Annotated in this window: 16 protein-coding genes, 1 tRNA gene and 1 pseudogene; 9 read left to right on the top strand and 9 right to left on the bottom strand. The window is 66.7% G+C overall.

Going from position 1 to position 18,846, the window contains the following annotated elements:
* Window positions 1-94: 94 nt before the first annotated feature.
* Window positions 95-1,924, top strand: coding sequence for an adenylate/guanylate cyclase domain-containing protein (locus QFZ42_RS24920; protein ID WP_307703543.1), 1,830 nt, complete (start codon window positions 95-97; stop codon window positions 1,922-1,924).
* Here the strand turns inward: QFZ42_RS24920 and QFZ42_RS24925 are convergent.
* Window positions 1,906-3,912, bottom strand: coding sequence for an acetoacetate--CoA ligase (locus QFZ42_RS24925; protein WP_307703544.1), 2,007 nt, complete (start codon window positions 3,910-3,912; stop codon window positions 1,906-1,908). The genes QFZ42_RS24920 and QFZ42_RS24925 overlap by 19 nt on opposite strands.
* 99 nt (window positions 3,913-4,011) lie before the next feature.
* On the opposite strand from QFZ42_RS24925, the gene QFZ42_RS24930 reads away from it, so the two are divergent.
* Genes QFZ42_RS24930 through fahA form a run of 7 tightly spaced genes read left to right on the top strand, consistent with a single transcriptional unit; the run spans window position 4,012 to window position 10,206 of the window.
* Window positions 4,012-4,740 (top strand): TetR/AcrR family transcriptional regulator, encoded by a 729-nt coding sequence (locus tag QFZ42_RS24930; RefSeq protein WP_307703545.1) that lies wholly within the window; start codon window positions 4,012-4,014, stop codon window positions 4,738-4,740.
* Window positions 4,737-5,681, top strand: a complete 945-nt coding sequence (locus QFZ42_RS24935; RefSeq protein ID WP_307703546.1) for an ABC transporter substrate-binding protein — start codon at window positions 4,737-4,739, stop codon at window positions 5,679-5,681. The genes QFZ42_RS24930 and QFZ42_RS24935 overlap by 4 nt, the downstream gene beginning before the upstream one ends.
* Window positions 5,678-6,460 (top strand): ABC transporter ATP-binding protein, encoded by a 783-nt coding sequence (locus tag QFZ42_RS24940; protein WP_307703547.1) that lies wholly within the window; start codon window positions 5,678-5,680, stop codon window positions 6,458-6,460. Before QFZ42_RS24935 ends, QFZ42_RS24940 begins: the two co-directional genes overlap by 4 nt.
* Window positions 6,453-7,223, top strand: a complete 771-nt coding sequence (locus tag QFZ42_RS24945) for an ABC transporter permease (RefSeq protein WP_307703548.1) — start codon at window positions 6,453-6,455, stop codon at window positions 7,221-7,223. Before QFZ42_RS24940 ends, QFZ42_RS24945 begins: the two co-directional genes overlap by 8 nt.
* A complete protein-coding gene (locus QFZ42_RS24950) occupies window positions 7,220-8,014 on the top strand; it encodes an ABC transporter permease (RefSeq protein WP_307703549.1) in 795 nt (264 codons plus the stop codon). The genes QFZ42_RS24945 and QFZ42_RS24950 overlap by 4 nt, the downstream gene beginning before the upstream one ends.
* A gap of 43 nt (window positions 8,015-8,057) precedes the next feature.
* The gene (locus QFZ42_RS24955) at window positions 8,058-8,864 is read left to right on the top strand and encodes a cyclase family protein (RefSeq protein ID WP_307703550.1); all 807 of its coding nucleotides are present in this window, start codon (window positions 8,058-8,060) and stop codon (window positions 8,862-8,864) included.
* 19 nt (window positions 8,865-8,883) lie between these two features.
* Window positions 8,884-10,206, top strand: coding sequence for a fumarylacetoacetase (fahA, locus tag QFZ42_RS24960; protein WP_307703551.1), 1,323 nt, complete (start codon window positions 8,884-8,886; stop codon window positions 10,204-10,206).
* 57 nt (window positions 10,207-10,263) lie between these two features.
* On the opposite strand, the gene QFZ42_RS24965 is transcribed toward fahA, so the two are convergent.
* From QFZ42_RS24965 to QFZ42_RS24975, 3 genes are all read right to left on the bottom strand, one after another.
* Window positions 10,264-10,339 (bottom strand) — tRNA-Gly (locus QFZ42_RS24965).
* A 48-nt stretch (window positions 10,340-10,387) separates the two neighbouring features.
* Window positions 10,388-11,290: an NAD(P)/FAD-dependent oxidoreductase gene (locus tag QFZ42_RS24970; protein ID WP_307703552.1), complete on the bottom strand. Its 903-nt coding sequence runs from the start codon at window positions 11,288-11,290 to the stop codon at window positions 10,388-10,390.
* Complete coding sequence (locus tag QFZ42_RS24975) at window positions 11,280-11,741, bottom strand: RrF2 family transcriptional regulator (RefSeq protein WP_307703553.1); 462 nt, start codon at window positions 11,739-11,741, stop codon at window positions 11,280-11,282. Before QFZ42_RS24975 ends, QFZ42_RS24970 begins: the two co-directional genes overlap by 11 nt.
* Window positions 11,742-12,027: 286 nt before the next feature.
* Between QFZ42_RS24975 and QFZ42_RS24980 the strand changes: the two genes are divergently transcribed.
* Entirely contained in the window at window positions 12,028-12,558 is a 531-nt protein-coding gene (locus QFZ42_RS24980) for an adhesin (RefSeq protein ID WP_307703554.1), read from the top strand.
* A 79-nt stretch (window positions 12,559-12,637) separates the two neighbouring features.
* Here QFZ42_RS24980 and QFZ42_RS24985 read toward each other — a convergent pair whose 3' ends face one another.
* From QFZ42_RS24985 to QFZ42_RS25005, 5 genes and pseudogenes are all read right to left on the bottom strand, one after another.
* A complete protein-coding gene (locus QFZ42_RS24985; protein WP_307703555.1) occupies window positions 12,638-13,081 on the bottom strand; it encodes a MaoC family dehydratase in 444 nt (147 codons plus the stop codon).
* 10 nt (window positions 13,082-13,091) lie between these two features.
* Window positions 13,092-14,375 carry a benzoyl-CoA 2,3-epoxidase subunit BoxA gene (gene boxA, locus QFZ42_RS24990; RefSeq protein ID WP_307703556.1) on the bottom strand — a complete coding sequence of 428 codons (1,284 nt, stop codon included), beginning with the start codon at window positions 14,373-14,375 and terminating at the stop codon, window positions 13,092-13,094.
* A 125-nt stretch (window positions 14,376-14,500) separates the two neighbouring features.
* Window positions 14,501-15,928 carry a benzoyl-CoA 2,3-epoxidase subunit BoxB gene (boxB, locus tag QFZ42_RS24995; protein ID WP_307703557.1) on the bottom strand — a complete coding sequence of 476 codons (1,428 nt, stop codon included), beginning with the start codon at window positions 15,926-15,928 and terminating at the stop codon, window positions 14,501-14,503.
* A gap of 17 nt (window positions 15,929-15,945) precedes the next feature.
* Entirely contained in the window at window positions 15,946-17,622 is a 1,677-nt protein-coding gene (gene boxC, locus QFZ42_RS25000; RefSeq protein WP_307703558.1) for a 2,3-epoxybenzoyl-CoA dihydrolase, read from the bottom strand.
* 126 nt (window positions 17,623-17,748) lie between these two features.
* Window positions 17,749-18,700, bottom strand: a pseudogene (locus QFZ42_RS25005) (helix-turn-helix transcriptional regulator).
* Between the last annotated feature and the right edge of the window lie 146 nt (window positions 18,701-18,846).

Here is an 18,846-nt window from a genome sequence, read left to right on the forward strand (position 1 = left end):
GACGGCGCACCCGTCTTTTGCTTTTGTGGAGACAACACCAACACCGCCAAGGCCCCCGGGCCCGTATCGCAAGCCGCGCCGCTTCAGGGTGGACGTGGGCACCGTCGTCAGCGCCGTCGCCCTGAGCCAGTCGTTGGTGCTGGTGGCGCTGGGCTACTGGGGCTCGCAGCGCCTGGTCTCCAGCATCGGCCAATCGGCCCAGAAGGCAAACCACGACCGCACCGAAGACAAGGTGCTGGCCTTTTTGGCAAAGACCGAATCGGTGGTGGGCGCGATCAGCGACTCGCCCAACCTGCGTCCCACGGGCGACACCGCGGGCCAGACCGCCGAGTTGCTGTGGACGCTGCTTCAACAATCCCCCGAGCTCGACAGCACGTACGTGGCCGATGACGACGGCCAGATGCTCATGGTATTGCGCTACCCCGCGCTGGCAGTGCGGCAGATTTCGCGCGGGCCGTCGTTCACCACGGAGACGTGGCAGTACAAGCCGGCATCGAACGCGCCGGGCGACGTGCGGCAACGCTACGGCACGACGCGCATCGAGGCCTACCGCAGCAGCTACGACCCGACGCAGCGCAGCTGGTATGTGCAGGCTCGCGAGGCCAAGGGGCCGGTCTGGACACAGCCCTACGTTTTTGCCGCGGCGCAGGAACTGGGCGTGACGTATGCGCTGCCAATCAAGCGCAGCCAGGCCGAAGGCAACGACCGTGCCATGGTCGTCGCGGGCGACGTGTCGCTGGGGCGGCTGTCCGAATTCGTGCGCCTCTTCAGCAGCAGCAGCGGCCAGGGGAACAGCGCCTTGCTGAGTAGCGAGTATCAAGTGCTTGCCCGCAGCGACGTTCCGGGCGTGGTCCGCGAACTGGCGCCGGCGAAGGGTGGGGTGCTCGGCGCACTGCACGAGCACATGGTTGCCGACGGCCTTGCAACGGGACCGCTCGACACCAGTTTTTCCATCGCCTTCGAAGGCAAGCGCTACCTGGTGCAGACCTCGCGCATCCCGTCCACCGGCTGGCAGCTGGTCAGCTGGGTGCCCGAAGACATGGTGCTTGGCGGCCTGCGGCGCGCCGTGCTGTGGGGCCTGCTGCTGGCGGTGCTGTTCCTGGTGGCAACGCTGCTCTTGTCGCTGCGGCTCTCGAAGCTGGTGACATCGCCGGTCGAGAACCTGTCGCGCATTGCGCGGCGCATCGGTTTGCTGGAACTCGACAACCTGCCGCGCGAGCCGAGCCGGGTGCTCGAGATCCAGCACCTGGACCAGGCGCTGGACGAATCGGCGCGCAGCCTGAAGGCCTTCAGCAAGTTCGTGCCGGTGGACGTGATCAACCGGCTCATCGCCGAAGGGCACGCGCTGGCACCCAGCGGCTCGCCGCGGCGCATCACCGTGATGTTCACCGACGTCGAGGGCTTTACCCGCATCTCCGAATCGCTCGATGCCGATGTGCTGGTGGGCATGCTGACCGAGTACTTCAACCTTGCGGCGCGCGTGTTCGCGCAGCACGGCGGCGTGATCGACAAGTTCATCGGCGACGGCATCATGGTGCTGTGGGGCGCGCCGGCAGACCTGCACGACGCGGAATACCAGGCCTGCACGGCGGCCCTTCAGCTGCATGCCGAGATGGGTGATCTCAATCGCAAATGGCACGCCGAAGGCCTGCCTGAATTCCGCACGCGCATCGGCATTCACACGGGCGTGGTGATCGCGGGCGTGCTCGGGTCGAACGACCGGCTGTCCTACACCGCCTTTGGCGACGCGATCAACGTGGCGAGCCGCATCGAGGGCATCAACAAGCAACTGGGCACGCAGACCCTGGTGTCGGAAGCCACGTTCGAGGCGCTCGGCGGGCGGCTGCCCACGCGCCGCATCGAGGAACAGGCCGAACTGCGCGGCCGGCAGACGCGCATGGTGCTCTACGAGCTGCTGGCCTGAGCCGCTCGCCGCGCGGCAAAGGCCACGTACCAGTCAAGGCTGCCGGGGTTGGCCATGGCCTCGCGGTTGACCACTTTTTCGATCGGCTGGCCCAGCAGCAGCTTCTTGATCGGCAGCTCCTGCTTCTTGCCCGAGAGCGTGCGCGGAATCTCGGCCACCTGAAAGATGTCGTTGGGCGCAAAGCGCGGCGAGAGCGAGGTCTTGATCGCGTTGTTGATCTTTGCACGCATGGCATCGTCGAGCGCCACGCCGGGGCGCAGCACCACGAACAGTGGCATGTAGCTTTCGCGGCCGAGGTATTCGAGATCGACCACCATCGAGTCGAGCACGTCGGGCAGCCCCTCGACGGCGCTGTAGATTTCGCTGGTGCCCATGCGCAGGCCCTGGCGGTTGATGGTGGCGTCGCTGCGGCCGTAGATGATGCAGCCGCCGTCCTCGCCGATCTTGATCCAGTCGCCGTGTCGCCACACGCCGGGGTAGGTGTCGAAGTAGCTCGACAGGTAGCGCGCATTGCCTTCGTCACCCCAGAAATACAGTGGCATCGACGGAATGGGCCGCGTGCAGACCAGCTCGCCCACTTCGCCGATGACGGGCTGGCCGCCTTCGTTCCATGCCTCCACCGCGTGGCCGATCTGGCGGCACTGCATCTGTCCGGGCACTTCGGGCAGCTCGCGGTTGCCGCCGACGAAGGCGCCGCAGAAGTCGGTACCGCCCGAAATGTTGCACCACCACACGCTGTCGGCACCCGCGGCGCGCAGCTGCGCCGTGCCCCAGCGCTGCACGTCTTCCGACAGCGGCGAGCCGGTGCTGCCGAGCGCGCGCACGCGCGACAGGTCGCCGCACTCGGCCGCGACCACGCCGGCCTTCATGCAGTTGGTGAAGTAGGCCGCGCCGGCGCCGAAGAAGGTGATACGGTGCTTGGCGACGAAGCGCCACAGCACGGCCCAGTCGGGCTTCTCCTTGCTGCCGGCCGGATGGCCGTCGTAGATGACGATGGTGGCGCCGAAGGCCAGGCCCGCGAGCTGGCAGTTCCACATGACCCATCCGGTCGAGCTGTACCAGTGAAAGCGCTCGCCGAAGTTGTTGGCGCCGTGGCTCGCGCCGATGTCGTTGTGCAGGCCGCAGGCATACATCGTCATGATGATCCCGCCCTGCCCGTGCACGATGGGCTTGGGCAGGCCGGTGGTGCCGCTCGAGTAGACGATCCAGATCGGATGGTCGAAGGGCAGCCACTCGGGTTCGAAGGCCGCCACCTCGGGGTCGCTGCGCGCGATGACGCCTTGCCAGTCGACATCGGCGGCGAGCTGTTGCGCGGCATGCGGCGTTCTGAGCAGCAGCAGCTTCTGCACGCTGGGCAATGCGCCGCGCAGTTCCTGCACCACCGCGCTGCGGTCGATGGGCTTGGCGCCGTAGTGCACGCCATCGGCGGCGATCAGCAGCGTGGGCTCGATCTGGCGGAAGCGGTCGACCACGGCGGCCGTGCCCATGTCGGGTGCGCACACGCTCCACACCGCGCCGATGCTCGAACACGCAAGAAACGCGACCATGGTTTCGGGCACGTTGGGCATGTAGGCGGCCACGCGGTCGCCGCGCCGCACGCCGAGCGACTTGAGCGTGAGCGCGACCGAGGCGACCTGCCGGCGCAGCTCGGGCCATGACATCTCGCGCACTTCGCCGAGCTCGTTGTCGCTCACGATGGCGAGCATGCCGGCCGCATGCGCCGCATCGGCGTGGCGCAGCACCTCGCGCGCGTAGTTGACCTGTGCGCCTGGAAACCACTTGGCGCCGGGCATGCGCGATTCAGCGAGCACCGCGGTGTGGGGCGTGGGCGACTGCATGCCGGTGTAGTCCCAGATGCTCTGCCAGAAGGCGTCCAGGTCGGTCACGGACCAGCGCCACAGCGCGTCGTAGGTGTCGAACGACAGGCCGCGCTGGTCGCGCAGCCAGTTCTGGTAGAGGCGAATCTGGGGAATGTTGGGAGCGGGCATGGTCCGAGCGTAATGCCGCATTCGATGCCGCTCAATCGGGGTTGACCTCAGGGTTTGTACGCGTGTTCAATAGTTTTGTACAGACGTTCAATACGCTCGATGAACGCCCGTACCCCGCCCGTCAAACGCAGCGTCCACCGGGCCGCGGCGATCACCGCCGAAGCGGCCCGGCCCGACCGGCGCCACGCGATCCTGCTGGCGGCGGAAAAGCTCTTTGCGCAGCACGGCTATCACGCGGTCACCATTCGCCAGATCGCCGAGGAAGCGGGCGTTCCGCTCGCGCTGGTGGGCTACTACTTCGGCCCGAAGCACGAGCTCTTCCATGCCATCTTCGAGCACTGGAGCCATAGCATCGAGGAGCGGCTCGCAGGCCTCAAGGCGGTGAACAACGATCCCGACGACGCGCGCACGCTGCCGCGCATCATCGAGGCCTTCACCGGGCCGGTGCTGGCGCTGCGCGCGAGCGCCGAGGGCGAGTACTACGCGCTGCTGGTGGCGCGCGAGCTCTATCACGCCACCGAGGAAGCCGACCGCGTGCTGCGCGGCTACTTCGATCCGTTGGCCGAGGCGTATATCGACGCGCTGCATGTCGCGCTGCCGCATGCCACGCGCGGCCAGGCGGCCTGGGGCTACCAGTTCTCGCTCGGTGCATTGCTGCACCACCTGAACGACAGCCGCATCGAGCGGCTTTCGCGCGGAGAGAACCAGCGCAGCGATCCGGCCGTGGCGCCGATGCTGGTGAACTTCATCGTCGGCGGGCTGCGCGCCGCGCTGCCGCGGCCGAAAGCCCCACCAAAGAAAACCACCTCCAGGAGACGAAAGACATGATGAAACGACGAACCCTGCTGTCGGTGCTGGCCGCGGCATCGGCCGCCACGGCCCTGCCTTCGCGCGCGCAATCGAATCCGAAGATCGTGTTCGGCTACACCGCCGTGTCCGACTTCGCCTCGGTCTTCGTGGCGGCCGAAGAGGGCTATTTCAGGAAGCGCAATCTCGAGGTGGAGCTCAAGTTCATTCCGCTCAACTCGACCATTCCCGCGGCGCTTCAGTCCGACTCGCTGCAGATCGGCGGGCCCACCCCCTCGGTGTTCCTGCAGGCGGTCGACGGCGGACTCGACCTCGTGCTGGTCGCGGGCGGCGGACTCACGTCGAAGACGATCACGGGCTTCGGCCTGGTGGCGCGCGCCGGCTCGGGCATCAAGGGGCCGCAGGACTGCGTGGGCAAGAAGATCGGCGTGCCCGGGCTCGGCGCGTTCCTGCATGTGACGTTTCGGGCATGGCTCAAGGACAGCGGCGTGGACTACCGCAAGGTCAATTTCATCGAGGCCTCGTTCCCGCAGCATGCCGACCTGCTGCGCGGCGGTTCGGTCGACGCCGTGGTGTCCGCCGACCCGTTCATGAGCCGCATCACCGAAAGCGGCGCGGGCTACGTGGCGTCGTACTACTCCACGTTTCTGCCGGAGAACAACCAGACCATCGTGCACGCGGCCAGGCGCGAATGGGTGGCGAAGAACCCGGCCGCCGCGCGCGCGTTCCGCGAATCGCTGGTCGAAGCCGCCGCCTTCATGCAGCAGCCGAAGAACGATGCCAAGGTGCGCGCCGCCATCGGCAAGTACATCAAGCTGCCGCCCGAGGTGCTCGCGAAGATCCAGATCTCACCGCCGGGCGCCATGGTGAACGAGAAGCAGCTGGGCTACTGGGTCGGCCTGATGAAGGACCAGGACATGCTGAAGACGCCCATCGACGTCGCGAAGCTGATCGCCAAGTGAACGCTGCCGCCGATTTTCTTCGCTTCGACGGCGTCGCGATCCGGCTCGGCGGGCGGGAGATCCTGTCACCCACCTCGTTCGACGTGGCGCGCGGCGAGTTCGTCTGCATCGTCGGCCCGAGCGGCTGCGGCAAGACCACGCTGCTGCGCGCGGCCAGCGGCCTCGTTACCGCGAGCGCCGGCGAAGTGCGCCGCAACGGCGTGAAGATGACCGAGCCCTCCCGCGAAGTGGCCTTCGTGTTCCAGGACTACGGCCGCGCGCTGCTGCCGTGGCGCACGGTAGAAGGCAACGTGAGCCTTGCGCTCGAAGCCGCCGGCGTGCCTGCGGCGGAGCGTGCGCCGCGCATCGCCAACGTGCTGGGCAAGGTGGGGCTTGCAAAGCACGCGCAGAAATTTCCCGTGCAGCTTTCTGGCGGCATGCAGCAGCGTGCGCAGATTGCCCGCTGCCTGGCGCAGAAGCCCGAACTCATGATGATGGACGAGCCCTTCGGCGCGCTCGATGCGCTCACGCGCCAGAGCCTCCAGGACGAACTGGCGCGGCTGGTGCGCGACGACGGGCTCACGGTGCTGTTCGTCACGCATGACCTCGAAGAAGCCATCTACCTCGGCGACCGCGTGATCGCGCTGCAGGCCAATCCCGGGCCGGGGCGGCCCAGCCTGGCGCGAATGATCGACGTGAAGATTCCGCGACCGCGCGACCAGCTCACGACCAAGGAGCATCCGGAATACCTGCGGCTGCGGCGCGAGCTCTTCGCCTTCATCGAGCAGGGCCATGACTGAAAGCCGCCTGCTTCGTTGGGTGCGGCCGTGGGTATTTCCTGCGCTGCTCGTCGGCGCGTTCGAGTGGTATGCGCGGCGTGCGGCGGCGCTGGGCAGCGACGCGCTCGCGCCGCCGACTGCCGCGGCCAAGGCCTTTGTGGGTGCGGCGCTCGATGGTTCGCTCTGGCAGGCCACGGGCTTCACGCTCGGCACGGCCGCGCTCGGCCTGCTGCTGGGCGCGGCGCTCGGCATCGCCCTCGGCCTGGTGCTCGGGCTCTCGCGCCGCGCAGCGCAGTTCGGTTCGCTTTCCATCGAAGTGCTGCGGCCCGTGCCCTCGGTCGCGCTGATTCCGCTCGCCATGCTGACCTTCGGCTTCGGCGTGCGCATGGAACTGGCCATCGTCGCCTTCGCCACCTTCTGGCCGCTCCTGGTGCTGGTGCAGTCGGCGGTGCAGCAGATCGAACCGCGCTTGCTCGAAGTGAGCCGAGTGCTCGGCCTCTCGCCGCGCGAGCGCGCCTTCAAGATCGTGCTGCCGGCCATCGTGCCGCGCCTGTTCGTCGCGCTGCGGCTCGGCGTGGCGGTGGCGCTGGTGGTGGCCGTCACGGTGGAGATTGCGGCCAACCCCAACGGCATGGGCTACGCGATGATGATCGCGCAGCAGAGCTTCGATCCGGCGCTGATGCTCGCTTGGCTCGGCTGGATCGGTGTGGTGGGCTTTGCGGTCAACGCGGGCATGGTGGCGCTTCAGCGCGTGGTCGCGCGGCGCATGGGGGTGCAGCCATGAGCGGCAATGCCCAGGGCCGCCTTCGCATGATGAACTGGCTCGGCTCGTTCGCCGTGCTGTGCGCGTTGATTGCGCTCTGGTGGGTGGCCAGCAATGCAGGCTGGGTGAGCCGCGTGTTCCTGCCGACACCGCAAGCCACCTTCGCGAGCCTGCTCGAAGGACTCAACCTCTCGGGCGGCTCGGGTCATGGCGAGCTGCTTGCCTTCACGCAGGCCACCGTCGGCCGCATGGTCGAGGGCTGGCTGCTGGCCTCGCTGTTCGGTGTGGTGCTCGGCGCCGCCATCGGCGTCTCGCCCGCGGTGCGCGCCTGGGTGCAGCCGACGCTCGAATTCATTCGCCCCCTGCCCGCGTCCGCGCTGCTGCCGCTGGCCATTTCGATCTTCGGCCTGAACCCCGGCATGGTGCTGTTCGTGGTGGCATTCGGCGCCATGTGGCCGGTGCTGCTGGCGACGGTGCACGGCTTCGCGGCGGTGGAGCCGCGCTTGTCGGAAGTGGCACGCTGCCTGCAGATGTCGCGCGCCGCGTACATCTGGAAGATGGGTCTGCCCAACGCCATGCCCGACATCCTGGCGGGCATGCGGCTCGCGCTGACCATTGCGCTCATCGTTGCGGTGGTGGGCGAAATGATCGCTTCGCAAAGTGGCCTGGGCCAGGCCATTCTTCTCGCGGCGCGCGCGTTTCGCGCCAGCGATCTTTTTGCCGGCATCGTGCTGCTCGGGCTCATCGGCTTTGTGAGCAACGCACTGCTGGCCTTTGCCGAGAAGCGGCTGCTGCGCTGGCAGCAGCCCTGAATTCTCTTCACACCAACATCAATACCCTGCAAGGAGCCCCGCCATGCCACGCAAGTTCGTCGACCTCTCGATCTTTCTCGAAAACGATGTGCTTTCCGATCCGCCCGCCTTCGCGCCGAAGATCCAATACTTCACGCACGAGCAGACCTACGAGCAGATCGAGCCCTTCTTCCCCGGCTTGAAGAAAGAAGACCTGCCCGACGGCGAGGGCTGGGCCGTGGAACTGGTGCAACTGTCCACCCACAACGGCACGCACCTCGACGCGCCTTACCACTTTCACTCCACGATGGACAAGGCGCTCGGCGAAAAGAAGCCCGCCATCGCCATTCACGACGTGCCGCTCGAATGGTGCTTCCAGCCCGGCGTGAAGCTCGACTTTCGCAACTTTGCAGACGGCTACGTGGTCACGGCCGACGACGTGGAGGCCGAGCTCAAGCGCATCGGCCACACGCTGAGCCCACTGGAGATCGTGGTGGTGAACACGCGCGCGGGCTCGCGCTACGGCCACTCCGACTACGTCTCGGCCGGCGCGGGCATGGGCTACGAAGCCACCATGTACCTGCTGGAACGCGGCGTGCGCCTTACGGGCACCGACGCATGGAGCTGGGACGCGCCCTTTGTGCACACGGCCAAAAAATACGGCGAAACGAACGACGCCTCGCTGATCTGGGAAGGCCACAAGGTCGGCCGCGACATCGGCTACTGCCACATCGAAAAGCTGCACAACCTCGAAGTGCTGCCGCCCACGGGGTTCTTCATCAGCTGCTTTCCGCACAAGATCCGCGGCGCATCGGCGGGCTGGACGCGCGCGGTCGCGATCTTCGACGATGCGCTGATGGCATCGATCTGAAGCAAGGGACACCGCAGCCATGATTGCGCTCAACCACACGCACGACGCCGGCGCCAGGAGCTGGGTCGACACGGCCAACGCCACAGGAACCGACTTTCCGATCCAGAACCTGCCCTACTCGGTGTTCCGCCGCGCGGGCAGCCCTGAGCCGTTTCGCGGCGGCGTCGCCATTGGCGACCAGGTGCTCGACGTGGCGGCGCTTTCGGCGCGCCAGCTGCTCGACGGACTCGCGCTCGATGCGGGCCGCGCCGCCGCACTGCCGGCACTCAACGATTTTTTCGCGCTCGGCGGCACCGCATGGCAAGCGCTGCGCCATGCCGTGTTCGCGTTGCTGCGGGACGATGCGCCTGCTGCCACAGTGCACGCCGTGCGCGAGTGCCTCGTGCCGCAAGCCGAGGTCGAATACACGGTGCCCGCGCGCATCGGCGACTACACCGACTTCTACACCTCCATCGACCATGCGCTGAACATCAGCCGTCTGATGAACCCCGAGGGCGACGTGACGCCCAACTTCCGCTGGATTCCCACGGCGTACCACGGGCGCGTGTCGACCATCGGCGTGAGCGGCCAGCGCTTTCACCGCCCCATGGGGCAGACGATGGCGCCGGGCGCCAAGGCGCCGACGTACCACGCCTGCGCGCGGCTCGACTACGAGCTCGAACTCGGCGTGTGGATCGGCGATGGCAATGCGGCGGGCGAGCCGATTCCGCTCGCACATGCGGAAGAGCACATCTTCGGCATCTGCCTGCTCAACGACTGGTCGGCGCGCGACATCCAGTTCTGGGAGATGGCGCCGCTCGGGCCCTTCCTCGCGAAGAACTTCGCGACCACCATCTCGCCGTGGATCGTGACGATGGAAGCGCTGGCGCCGTATCGCCAAGCCTGGACGCGGCCTGCGAACGAGCCCCAACCGCTCGACTACCTGGAGAGCGAAGCAAACCGCGAAAGCGGCGCCATCGACATCCGGCTGGAGGTGTGGCTCGAAAGCGATCAAGCACGCAACGACAGGAGCGGCCCTTCCCGCCTGTCGCGCACGAGCTTCAGGCACCAGTACTGGAGCGTGGCGCAGATGGTGGCGCACCACACCATGGGCGGCTGCAGCCTGAACCCGGGCGACCTGTTCGGCAGCGGAACCATTTCGGGGCCCGGTCCGGGAGAAGCGGGCGCCATGATCGAGCTGACGCGTGCCGCGCAAAACCCGGTCACGCTGGCCAACGGCGAACAGCGGGGCTTCCTGGAAGACGGCGATGCGGTGTTGCTGCGCGGCTGGTGCGAGAAGCCGGGGCATGCGCGCATCGGCTTCGGCGAAAGCCGGGGGACGGTACTGCCGGCGAGGGGCTGACGAATACGGACGCCCAAAAGAAAAGGCCACCAGTGAGGTGGCCTTTTGCACGAAATGTGGAGCGGGAAAAGAGTCTCGAACTCTCGACCTCAACCTTGGCAAGGTTGCGCTCTACCAACTGAGCTATTCCCGCATTTCAGGAGTCGAATTATAGAGGGATTTTAGGGCCGTTTCGGCGGGGTCAGGTTTCGAACACCAATGACCTGTGCAGCGACACCCCCGCCATCACGCCGTCGGCGGACGCGAGCGTGGCGTTGTGCATCAGCATGGCTACGTCGCCCGCGGCAAAAACGCCGGGCACCGTGGTCATCTTCATCGCGTCGGTGCGGATCACCGGGCCGAACGGGCCGTCGTCGAACGCGCAGCCGAGCTGCTCGGCCAGCGGACTGCCCGGGCGCGTGCGCGGCGCCAGGAACAGCGCGTCCAGCGGCACGAGACGGCCGCCTTCAAGGCGCACGGCGGACAGCTCCTGGCCCGGTCCTTCCAGCGCCACGATGCGCGCCGGCTCGATGGCCACGCCACGCGCCTGCAGCTTGGCGCGGGCCTCGTCGTCGACCGTGTGGTTGCCGTTCAGGAACAGCGTGGCCGGCCCCCACTCGGCGATCAGCATCGCGTGGTCCGGCGGATGCGGGCTCTCGATGAGGACGCCCAGCTTGCGGCCGCTGAATTCGTAGCCGTGGCAGTAAGGACAGTGCAGCACGCTGGCGCCCCAGCGCTCGCTCACACCGGCGATGTCCGGAAAGCCGTCTTGAACGCCGAATGCCAGCACGAGCTTGCCGGCCGATACCTGTCGATCGCTGTCCAGCGATGCAGTGAATCCGACCACTCCATCGGCGTGCGCACCCACCACGCTGCCCTCGATGAAGCTGACGTTCGGATACGCCAGCAGCTTGGCGCGCGCGTCGGCAATCATCTTCAGCGGCGGCGTGCCGTCCTGGCCGAAGAAGCCGTGCGAAGCGGCGGCGAAGCGGTTGCGCGGCGCACCCGCATCGACCACGCACACTTTCCTGCGCGCACGGGCCAGCTGCATCGCAGCGGAAAGGCCGGCAAAGCTGCCGCCCACGACAAGAGCGTCATAGCGCATGTTCGATGTCCTTGTGAGTGAAGCCGCCGCCCGTCATGCGGCGATGAAAGTCTTTCGAGAGATCGGCCAGCGTGATGCCGTTGAAACGCTTGAGCAGCAAGGCCTCGGCTTCCTGGCATGCGCCGTCGAGCGCCGCGTTCACGGCCTGCTCGACCACGCAGCCGGGGCTCTCGGTGCGGTTGCCCATGGCCAGCAGCGCGGGCGAACCGACGGCGTTGTGAATATCGCCCAGCGTCACCGCGGCCGGCGAGCACGACAGCACCCACCCGCCGCCATGGCCCTTGGCCGAGCTCACGAAGCCCGCCTGCCGCAGGCCCGACATGACCCGCCGCACCACGACCGGGTTGGTGTGCATGGCCACGGCCAGCGATTCGGACGTGACGGGCCCGTCCGTCTCGGCCATGTGCAGCAGCACGTGGAGAACTGCCGAAAGCTTGCCGTCTCTTCTCATGCAACATTATTAGTTGCATGAGATGCGGGATGCAGGAAGGGAGATCGATTGGCCCTACCGGAAAAACGGTCGTGCGTCCGTCTGCTGATTTGTTGCGCACCGTTTTGCAGAGCGGAATGCGCGGGCCTAACGCGTGAGCCGCCCTTTTCGCCGACGGAGGCGTCCCACGCGAGTGAGCGGCCCCTTCGCACACGGCGACAACTGCCGAGGTGGTCACGGTAGCAACCGAACTGGCCCCCAGCCGGTTCTGGTCAGCCGACCATTCAATCGAAAGGAAAAGTTACCTATGAAGCAGCAACAACAACACAAGTCCATCGTCGCCGGCGCCTTGCTCGCAAGCCTGCTCGCATTGAGCGGCTTTGCACAGGCACAAGGCGTCGGAGTCGGTGTAGGCGTGAATGCCGATGTCAACACCTCGGGTGCGGTCAAGACCGCGCCGGCTCAGGGAAATGCAGGCGCAAAGGCGGGAACCGCCGCAACAGCCGGTACCTCTGCCAACGGCAATGCCGGCGGTGGTACCAGCGGCGCTGCGGGCGGCTTGGGCAATACGCTCGGCGGCGTGGTCGGCGGTGCAACGGGTGCCGTGGGTAACGCGACCAACACGGTAGGCGGTGCCACGGACGCCGTGGGTGGCGCAACGAACGCGGTGGGTGGCGCAACCAACGCGGCAGGCGGTGTCACGAACACCGTGGGCGGTACGGTGAACAGCGCGACCGGTGCCGTGGGCTCGGCCGGCGGCGCAGTGAAGCCGTCGGGTGTCGGGGCGAAGGCCAGCGGCAAGGCCAAGGGCTCGGGCGCGGTCGACGTGACGAAGTAAACCACTTCAGTGCCGGAGGCCCGTAACGGCCTCGGAAGCCCGCAGCGCTCGCGTTGCGGGCTTTTTCTTTGATGGGACGTCAGCCGGCCGCTTCGAGCCTGAAAAGGCTTGTCACTTCCATGTCGAGCACCATCAGATCGCGCTGGTTGAAGAGCCGCCAGCGCCACCGCAGGATGCCGAGCGTGGGCCGTTTCTCGGAGCGCCTCGCCTCGATGACGTCGGCCACGAGCCGCAAGGCATCGCCGGGCCGCACGGGATGGGGCCAGCGCACATGTTCGAGCCCCGGCGAGGCGAATGACTCCGAACCCTTGAGCGCAGCGTCGACCACGAGGCGCATGGCGATCGAACAGGTGTGCCATCCGCTCGCGATGAGGCCGCCGAAGGCGCTGTCCGCCGCGGCCTCGGGATCGGTGTGAAACCATTGCGGGTCGTACGCTTGCGCGAACCCGATCAGCTCCGCTTCGGAAACGACATAGGGCCCGGCCTCGATGGTCTGGCCCGCATGGAAGTCGGCGAACTGCATTCGCCGCAGCTTAGTATGTTTCGAGGTGCAGCCGGCCTTCGCGCTTCAACGCGGCACCCACGGTGTCCCAATCGAGCCCGGCTTCGGTCGCGACGTCACGCAGCGCGAGCACCACGCCTTCTTCCATGCTCTTGAGGCCGCACACGTAGAAGTGGCTTGCGCCGTCTTTCAGCAGCGCGGCCAGGTCGGCGGCGCGCTCGCGCATCAGGTCCTGCACGTAGCGCTTGGGGCTCCCGGGCGTGCGCGAGAACGCAAGGTTGATGTCGATGAAGTCCTTGGGCAGCGACTGCAGCGGGCCGAAATACGGCAGCTCCTGCTGGGTCCGCGCGCCGAAAAACAGCATCAGCTTGCCGCCTTCGAACTTGCCGCTCTTGCGCAGCCGCCGGCGCCATTCGGTCATGGCGCGCATGGGCGCGCTGCCGGTGCCGGTGCAGATCATCACGATGTGCGACTTGGGATGGTTCGGCATCAGGAACGAGGCGCCGAAGGGCCCCACCACCTGGACCGTATCGCCCACTTTCAGGTCGCAGACGTAGTTGGAGCACACGCCGCGCACCGGGTCGCCCTGGTGGTCTTCGGTCACGCGCTTCACGGTGAGAGACACGTTGTTGTAGCCGGGCCGCTCGCCGTTGCGCGGGCTGGCCACCGAGTACTGGCGCGCGTGGTGGCGCTTGCCGATGGCATCGACGCCTGGCGGCACGATGCCGATCGACTGGCCTTCGAGCACCGGGAACGGCACCACGCCGAAGTCGAGCACGATGTGGTGCGTCTCGCTCTCGAAGCCTGCCTCGGTGCAGTTGAAGTTGCCGACCACGGTGGCGGTGGTGGGCGTCTTCGGCGGAAACAGGTTGGTGTAGGCGTGCGCGGCCGACCAAGGCGGGACGGTGGCGCCATACTGGGCCGAGTTGAAGACCGGTTCGGCGGCGGTGGTTTGCGCCTGGGCCGGCACGGGCGCGGCGGCCGCCGCGATTTCTTCGCCGGCATCGGCGGAAACGCCGGCGGCTTCGAGCTCCTCGGGCGAGAGCTCGGCGGGCAGCGATTCCCAGGTGAGCTGTTCTTCGATGGAGTACGCGCGCACCAAGGGCATGGTTCGCCAGTTGTCGATCGAGCCTGTCGGGCACGGCGAAATGCAGGCCATGCAGCCATTGCAGATGTCCGCCCGAACGACATAGTTGTTGTCGTCGTGCGTGATCGCGTTGACGGGGCAGGTGGCCTCGCAGGTGTTGCAGCGGATGCAGATCTCGGGGTCGATCAGGTGCTGCTTGATGACCCCGGCTTCAACGGCCATGTCCATGTTGTTCTCCTTTTCCCTCTCCCCTTGGGGAGAGGGTCAGGGTGAGGGGGAAGCAGCTTGTCGTGGGGACGCCGCCTACCCTCACCCCTGCCCTCTCCCCAAGGGGAGAGGGAGTAATACCCAAATCAGCCGAAACGCACGTATTCGAAATCGACCGGCTGGCGATTGATGCCCATCACCGGCGGCGAGATCCAGCCGGCAAACTTGCCCGGCTCCACCACGCGGCCCATCAACGATGCCACGAAAGCGAAGTCTTCGGAACTCGGCAGCCATTCGTTTTTCTTCGCGGCCCATTCAACCTCGTTCACCACGCGGCCTTCGGGCGACATCTTGATGCCGGCGAGCGCGCCGATCTGGCGGTTGAAGGCCTTGTGCGGCACGGTCAGGCGCGTGGGAATGCCGGCCTTCTCGAGCACCTTGTTCCAACGGCCCACGCCAGCCACCGAATCCTTGATGAAGTCGTCGCGCAGCACTTCGTTGAGCGCGTTGAGCATCGGCACGTCTTTCTCGACGAGTTGGCCGTCCTTCACCTCGAGCACCTTGTAGGTCTGGCCCTTGAGGATGTGGTCATCGGTGCGCTTGCCTTCTTCGTAGCGGCCCTTCAGGCCCGAGCTGTAGAAGATGGCGGCGTTGCTCGACTGGTCGGCGCCGAACAGGTCGATGGTCACGCTGTAGTGGAAGTTCAGGTAGCGCTGGATGGTGGGGAGGTCGATGCAGCCCGCGGCACGGATCTTCTGCGCGTCGTCGGTCTTCAGTTCGTTCATCACCTGCGCGGTGCGCGCCAGCACGCGCGACACGCCGCTCTCGCCCACGAACATGTGATGGGCTTCTTCGGTCAGCATGAATTTCGTGGTGCGCGCGAGCGGGTCGAACGCGCTCTCGGCCAGCGCGGCGAGCTGGAACTTGCCGTCGCGGTCCGTGAAGTAGGTGAACATGAAGAACGCGAGCCAGTCGGGCGTCTTCTCGTTGAAGGCACCCAGGATGCGCGGGTTGTTGGCGTCGCCCGAGGTGCGCTGCAGCAGCGCATCGGCCTCTTCGCGGCCGTCGCGGCCGAAGTGTTTTTGCAGCAGGTAGACCATCGCCCACAGGTGGCGGCCTTCTTCGACGTTGATCTGGAACAGGTTGCGCAGGTCGTACATCGACGGCGCCGTGAGGCCCAGGTGGCGCTGCTGCTCGACCGAGGCGGGCTCGGTGTCGCCCTGCGTCACGATGATGCGGCGCAGGTTGGCGCGGTGTTCGCCGGGCACGTCTTGCCAGACCTTCTCGCCCTTGTGGTCGCCGAAGTGGATCTCGCGGTTGGCATCGCCCGGATTCAGGAAGATGCCCCAGCGGTAGTCGCGCATCTTCACATGGCCGAACTGCGCCCAGCCCTGCGGATCGACGCTCACCGCCGTGCGCAGGTACACATCATGGTTGGTCGAACCCTCGGGGCCCACGTCGTCCCACCAGTTGATGAAGTTGGGCTGCCAGCCTTCGAGCGCGCGCTGCAGCGTGCGGTCTTCGCCGAGGTTGACGTTGTTGGGGATCTTCTCGCTGTAGTTGATCGTGCTCATCGTTGTTCCTTGGGTGCTCAGACGCGGTTGAGATCGAAGCCGGCCTTTTCGCCGGTGCCGTAGACCTTCAGTGCGCCCTTTTCGCCGACGGCGTTGGGGCGGTTGAAGATCCAGTTCTGCCAGGCGGTGAGCCGGCCGAAGATGCGGGTGGCCATGTTCTCCTTGCTTGCGAAGCGCAGGTTGGCTTCAAGGCCGGTGAGCGCGTCGGGCGACATGGCGGCGCGCTCCTCGATGGCGATGCGGATCTCGTCGTCCCAGTCGATGTCGTCGGGCGCGGCGGTGACGAGGCCGAGCTTCAGCGCCTCATCGGCATCGAGCGGCTTGCCGGCCGCGGCGCGGGCAGCGTCGAGCGGCGCGGCTTCTTCGTAGAAGCGGCGTTGCAGGCGGGTCTGGTCGTTCACCATCGGGAAGAAGCCGAAGTTGAATTCGTTGAGCACGAGCTTCGGTGCGCGCGCGGCATCGTCGGGCAGCGCGAGCATGTACGTGCGGTCGGCCGCAAAGGCCAGTTCGGCCAGCGTGCCGGCGAAGCACGAACCCGCCTCGACCAATGCGAACAGGCTGCGCGACGACACGTCCAGGCGCGCCAGCGTTCGGCGCAGGGCACCGATGGTTTCGCGCACCAGCCAATGGTCCTTGTTCGCGAACATCACGGCGTCGGAGGCGAGCACGGCCTGCGCGTCGCCTTCGGTCTTGAGCAGCCAGGTGCCGATGTCGAGCTCGTTGGTGCGCAGATTGAGAATGGCGTCGTCGAGTTCGCGGCACACGGCAAGGGGCCACCATGCGGCACCGGCGGCCTCGACGTCTGCGATGCCGGACGGCTGCGTGCCGGTGGGCGCCTTGACGGTGATGGTTGCGGTGCGCTTGCTGCGGTCGATTTGGATGTCGACGTTCGGGTAGCGGATGCTGTCGGCGGTTTCCTCGCGCTCCAGGCGGGTCAGCGCCACGCCCTTGCCACCCGCGGGACGGTCGCTGCCGGCGGCGAGTTGCGCGGCGCGGTCCTGCACGGCGGCGGCAAACTGCGCGGGCTTGGCGACGGCATCGACCAGCCGCCAGTCGACCGCGCGCTGGCCGCGCACGCCTTCGACGCTGGTGCAGAAGATGTCGGCGAGGTCGTGCCGCACATGGCGCTTGTCGGTTACGCGGGTGAGGCCGCCGGTGCCGGGCAGCACGCCGAGCAGCGGCACTTCAGGCAATGACACGGCCGAGGAGCGGTCGTCCACCAGCAAGATTTCGTCGCAGGCCAGGGCCAGCTCGTAGCCGCCGCCGGCGCAGGCGCCGTTCACGGCCGCAAGAAACTTCAGGCCCGAATGCTTCGACGAATCCTCGAGTCCATTGCGCGTTTCGTTGGTGAACTTGCAGAAGTTCACCTTCCATGCGTGGCTCGACACGCCGAGCATGAAGATGTTGGCGCCCGAACAGAAGATGCGGTCCTTGCCGCTGGTGACGATCACGCTGCGCACTTCGGGGTGCTCGAAACGCACGCGGTTGAGCGCGTCGTTCAGTTCGATGTCCACGCCCAGGTCATAGCTGTTGAGCTTGAGCTTGTAGCCGGGGCGAATGCCGCCGTCTTCCGCGATGTCGAGCACGAGGCGCGCCACCGCACCGTCGAAGCTGAGCTTCCAGTGCTTGTATTGCGCGGGTTCGATGCGGTAGTCGACGCGCGGGGGCGCCTGAAGGGTCGTGGTCTCGGTCATACGGAAGTCTCCTGTGGGGCAGATGCAAACCGGAAGAATATTGCATCTTCAGGTTCCGATGACATGCATCATGCTGCATGCGAACAGGCAAGTCAATGCCTGAATCGCTTTTTTTCAAACTTCAGCTCAGGCGCCGATGCCGATCGACTGGCGGGCCACGGCGCGCAGCGCCTGGAAGCTCTGCGCCAGGGTCTTGCCGCTGGTGTCCACCGAGAGATCGGCCTTCGAATAGAAGGCGGCGCGCCCGTTCAGGATGCGCCGCAGGTCTTCCATGGCTTCCTTGCTGGCCGCCATCGGGCGGGTGTCGCCCTGCGCGGCCACGCGGCCCATGTGCTCTTCGGGCGCGGCCTGCAGCCACACGGTGGTGCAGTGCGCGAGCAATTCGTTGAAGGTGGCGGGGGTCGGAGACGATGCCGCCCGGCGTGGCAATGACCACTTCGCTGTAGATCTGCACCGCCTCCTCGAGCGCGCGGCGCTCGTAGCGGCGGTAGGCGTTGGTGCCGTACAGGTCGTGGATCTCGCGCACGCTGCAGCCCGCGAGCTTCTCGATCTCGCGGCTCAGCTCCACGAAGGGCACGTCGAGGTCGTCGGCCAGCATCTGGCCGAGCGTCGACTTGCCGGCGCCGCGCAGGCCCACGAGCGCAATGCGGCGGTGCCGCGCCGGGTCGACCGAGGCCGTGCCCAGCAGTTCGCCGAGTGCCAGGCGCACACGGCGCAAGTCGGTTTCGCTGCGCTTCTCGAGCAGCTCGCGAATCAAGAGCCACTCGGGCGAGCTGGTGGTCACGTCGCCGACCAGTTCGGCCAGCGAGCAGTGCAGCGCGCCGGCCACCTGCTGCAGCACCAGGATCGATGCGTTGCCGATGCCGTATTCGAGGTTGGCCAGATGCCGCTCCGACACACCGGCCGAAATGGCCACGGCCTTGCGCGTGAGGCCGCGCTGCGCGCGCAGGTTGCGCACGCGGTCGCCCAGCGCGGCCAGCAATGGATTCCTGGCCTCCCCGGCCGGTGCCGTGGCTGCGTTGCCGGCGTGATTGCCGTCGGGCGCGGTGGACAGCACCGCGTCTACATGCTCGTTCATGCAAGTCCTCGTTCTTGGCCGGGATTGTGCGCGCTCAGGGTAAACACCATATATGCACTATATTGCTTGACACCCACTGACTCGGTGCTTATCGTTCGATCACAAGCAAGATACTGCACGCGCAGCGATCATGCAATGTAGTTCAT

Origin of the sequence: Variovorax paradoxus, from assembly GCF_030815855.1 — a bacterium.
Taxonomy (GTDB): domain Bacteria; phylum Pseudomonadota; class Gammaproteobacteria; order Burkholderiales; family Burkholderiaceae_C; genus Variovorax; species Variovorax paradoxus_M.

Excerpts from the sequence above, each read along its gene's own strand:
- fahA (WP_307703551.1), top strand. The coding sequence starts at position 8,884 with ATGATTGCGCTCAACCACACGCACGACGCCGGCGCCAGGAGCTGGGTC.
- QFZ42_RS24935 (WP_307703546.1), top strand. The coding sequence starts at position 4,737 with ATGATGAAACGACGAACCCTGCTGTCGGTGCTGGCCGCGGCATCGGCC.
- QFZ42_RS24930 (WP_307703545.1), top strand. The coding sequence starts at position 4,012 with ATGAACGCCCGTACCCCGCCCGTCAAACGCAGCGTCCACCGGGCCGCG.
- QFZ42_RS24975 (WP_307703553.1), bottom strand. The coding sequence starts at position 11,741 with ATGAGAAGAGACGGCAAGCTTTCGGCAGTTCTCCACGTGCTGCTGCAC.
- QFZ42_RS24955 (WP_307703550.1), top strand. The coding sequence starts at position 8,058 with ATGCCACGCAAGTTCGTCGACCTCTCGATCTTTCTCGAAAACGATGTG.
- QFZ42_RS24950 (WP_307703549.1), top strand. The coding sequence starts at position 7,220 with ATGAGCGGCAATGCCCAGGGCCGCCTTCGCATGATGAACTGGCTCGGC.
- boxC (WP_307703558.1), bottom strand. The coding sequence starts at position 17,622 with ATGACCGAGACCACGACCCTTCAGGCGCCCCCGCGCGTCGACTACCGC.
- QFZ42_RS24985 (WP_307703555.1), bottom strand. The coding sequence starts at position 13,081 with ATGCAGTTCGCCGACTTCCATGCGGGCCAGACCATCGAGGCCGGGCCC.
- QFZ42_RS24925 (WP_307703544.1), bottom strand. The coding sequence starts at position 3,912 with ATGCCCGCTCCCAACATTCCCCAGATTCGCCTCTACCAGAACTGGCTG.
- QFZ42_RS24980 (WP_307703554.1), top strand. The coding sequence starts at position 12,028 with ATGAAGCAGCAACAACAACACAAGTCCATCGTCGCCGGCGCCTTGCTC.
- QFZ42_RS24945 (WP_307703548.1), top strand. The coding sequence starts at position 6,453 with ATGACTGAAAGCCGCCTGCTTCGTTGGGTGCGGCCGTGGGTATTTCCT.
- boxB (WP_307703557.1), bottom strand. The coding sequence starts at position 15,928 with ATGAGCACGATCAACTACAGCGAGAAGATCCCCAACAACGTCAACCTC.
- QFZ42_RS24970 (WP_307703552.1), bottom strand. The coding sequence starts at position 11,290 with ATGCGCTATGACGCTCTTGTCGTGGGCGGCAGCTTTGCCGGCCTTTCC.
- boxA (WP_307703556.1), bottom strand. The coding sequence starts at position 14,375 with ATGGACATGGCCGTTGAAGCCGGGGTCATCAAGCAGCACCTGATCGAC.